Here is a 2,994-nt window from a genome sequence, read left to right on the forward strand (position 1 = left end):
GGGTCCCGGCGGGGGCGGTGTCAGTGCTGGTGGTGGGCGCGTCGGTCATGTGGTGGGGGGCTCCTTCTCGCGGCGCGGCACGGCCTCGCTCCGGACGGCGTCCTGCTGCGCAGAGCCTCGCACGGCGGCGGGGGTTTGTCAGGCGAGTGCGGGAGCGGCCGACGGCGCGGCGGTCATCTGATCGCAACGTGTGAGGGGTGTTGCGGGAGGGGTGCCTGCGCCAGAATCTACGCGCGTTGTTCCGTTGTACGCCCAACGGTTCGCAGGGATGCGGACGGTCAAGGAGAGGTCATGCCGCTCGATCGCAGAACGTTTGTGGGAAGTTCCGTCGCCACCGGTGCCGGAATGGCATTGGCGGGCGCCGGGGCACCGGCCGCCGTGGCGAGCGAGCCGGCCGGCGCCCAGATCCCCGCGGGGCACGGCCACGGCGGCGGCAAGCGGTACGCGTTCACCGTCATGGGCACCACCGACCTGCACGGCAATGTCTTCAACTGGGATTACGCGACGGACGCGGAATTCGACGACGCGGCCCACAACGACGTCGGCCTGGCGAAGATATCGACCCTGGTGAATGAGGTACGCGCCGAAAAGGGACGCGGCAACACCCTCGTCATCGACGCGGGCGACACCATTCAGGGCACGCAACTGGCGTACTACTACGCGAAGGTGGACCCGATCACCGGCGCGAACGGTCCGGTGCACCCGATGGCGCGGGCGATGAACGCCATCGGGTACGACGCCGCGGCCCTCGGCAATCACGAGTTCAATTACGGCATTCCGGTGCTGCGCAAGTTCGAGGAGAACTGCGACTTCCCCCTCCTGGGCGCGAACGCGGTGGACGCCACGTCGCTGCGCCCGGCGTTCCCGCCGTATGTCATCAAGCGGCTGCGCACCCCGCGCGGGCGGGACGTACGGGTCGGCATTCTGGGGCTGACGAATCCGGGTATCGCGATCTGGGACAAGGCGCACGTGCAGGGGAAGATGGCGTTCCCCGGTCTGGAGGAACAGGCCGCGAAGTGGGTTCCCCGGTTGCGGGCGCTGGGTGCGGATGTGGTGATCGTGGCCGCGCATTCCGGGTCGAGCGGCACGTCCTCGTACGGGGATCAGCTCCCGTACGTGGAGAATGCGGCGGCATTGGTGGCGCAGCAGGTGCCGGGCATCGACGCGATTCTGGTGGGGCACGCGCATACGGAGATTCCGGAATACCGGGTGAAGAATGAGCGGACGGGCCGTGAGGTCGTGCTGTCGGAGCCGCTGAAGTGGGGGCAGCGGCTGACATTGTTCGACATCGAGGTGGCGTGGGAAAAGGGTCGCTGGTCGGTGGATTCGGTGTCGGCGCGGGTGCTGAACTCGAATGCGGCGGCGGAGGACGAGCGCATTTCCGGGCTGCTGCGTGACGCGCATGCGAAGGTGGTGCGTTATGTGAACCAGGTGATCGGGCGGTCGGCTGCGCGGTTGTCGGCGGCGGAGGCTCCGTACAAGGACACTCCGGTGCTGGATTTCATCGCGTTCGTGCAGGCGGAGGTGGTGCGGAAGGCGCTGGCCGGGGGCGCGTACGCGGATCTGCCGGTGGTGTCGCAGGCGTCGTGTTTCTCGCGTGCAGCGGAGGTACCGGCGGGGGATGTGACGATCCGGTCGATGGCGGCGCTGTATCCGTTCGACAATACGCTGGAAGCGCGGGTGCTGACCGGAGCGCAGCTGAAGGATTACCTGGAGTTCTCGGCTCGGTATTACGTGCGGACGCCGGCGGGTGGCGAGGTGGATCCGTCGAAGCTGACGAATGCGGACGGCATTCCGGATTACAACTATGACGCAGTGAGCGGGGTGTCGTACGAGATCGACATCGCGAAGCCGGCGGGGCAGCGAATCGGGAAGCTGCTGCGGGACGGGAAGCCGGTGGATCCGGCGGCCCGTTTCGTGCTGGCGGTGAACAATTACCGGGCGAGCGGCGGGGGGAATTTCCCGCACGTGGCCAAGGCGGAGCAGGCGTGGGTGACGTCGGACGAGATCCGGAATCTGATCATTGAGTGGGTGAAGCAGTCGGGTTCGATCGACGCGTCGCGTTTTGCGTCAGTGGACTGGAAGCTGACGCGGGACGGAGTTCCGGTCTTCTGACGGGCGTGTGGTGGCGGGCGGTTGGTGCTGGAGCCGTCGCCCGCCGGGTGTCTGCTGCTGCCGGCCCGGTTGAGGTGCCAGGCCGAAGGTGGTGAAGGCAGTGCGGTCGGGGAGGGGGTAGGGCGTGGTGCCGGTGAGGTGGTTGAGGATGACGGCGCTGCGCCAGGCGGCGAGGCCGAGGTCGGGGGCGCCGACGCCGTGGGTGTGGCGTTCGGCGTTCTGTACGTAGACGGAGCCGGTGACGCGGGTGTCAAGGTTCAGTCGATGGTGGGCGTCGATGCGGGGGCGGCCGGCGGTGTCACGGCGGAGGTAGGGGTCGAGGGCGCTGGTGAGGGCGTCGAGGCTGCGTTCGCGGTAACCGGTGGCGAGGACGACGGCGTCGGTGCTGAGCCGGCTGCGGGTGTGCTGGTGGGCGTGTTCCAGGTGGAGTTCGATGGTCCGGGTACCGATGCGGCCCGCGGTGCGGACGGTGACGCCTGGGGTGAGGACGGCGTCGGGCCAGCCGCCGTCGATGGTGCGTTCGTACAGCTCCTGGTGGATGGCGGCGAGGGTGTCGTGGTCGATGCCTTTGTAGAGCTGCCACTGCTGGGGGACGAGCATGTCGCGGGTGGCTTCGGGGAGGCCGTGGAAGTAGCGCGTGTGGTCGGGGGTGAACTGCTCGAGGCCGAGCTTGCTGTACTCCATGGGCGCGAAGGCGGGCGTGCGCGCCAGCCAGTGCAACCGTTCGTGACCTGTGGGGCGGTTGCGGAGCAGGTCGAGGAAGATTTCGGCGCCGGACTGACCCGAGCCGATGACGGTGATGTGGTCGGCGGCGAGCAGGTGTTCGCGGTGGTCGAGGTAGTCGGCGGAGTGGATGACGGGGAGGGCGGGGGCGTCGGC

The 2,994-nt window shown here is 68.4% G+C and carries 2 protein-coding genes; one reads left to right on the top strand and one right to left on the bottom strand.

Going from position 1 to position 2,994, the window contains the following annotated elements; all coding sequences use genetic code 11:
- The first annotated feature begins 291 nt into the window (after positions 1-291).
- Positions 292-2,115: a bifunctional metallophosphatase/5'-nucleotidase gene (locus tag CCS38_RS00005; protein ID WP_223731088.1), complete on the top strand. Its 1,824-nt coding sequence runs from the start codon at positions 292-294 to the stop codon at positions 2,113-2,115.
- On the opposite strand, the gene CCS38_RS00010 is transcribed toward CCS38_RS00005, so the two are convergent.
- The coding region (locus CCS38_RS00010) for a SidA/IucD/PvdA family monooxygenase (RefSeq protein ID WP_223731089.1) at positions 2,071-2,994 on the bottom strand (924 nt) is incomplete at its 5' end. The two genes, CCS38_RS00005 and CCS38_RS00010, sit on opposite strands and share 45 nt — an antisense overlap.

The organism is Streptomyces purpurogeneiscleroticus, assembly GCF_020024005.1.
Lineage (GTDB): Bacteria > Actinomycetota > Actinomycetes > Streptomycetales > Streptomycetaceae > Streptomyces > Streptomyces purpurogeneiscleroticus.

Excerpts from the sequence above, each read along its gene's own strand:
- CCS38_RS00005 (WP_223731088.1), top strand. The coding sequence starts at position 292 with ATGCCGCTCGATCGCAGAACGTTTGTGGGAAGTTCCGTCGCCACCGGT.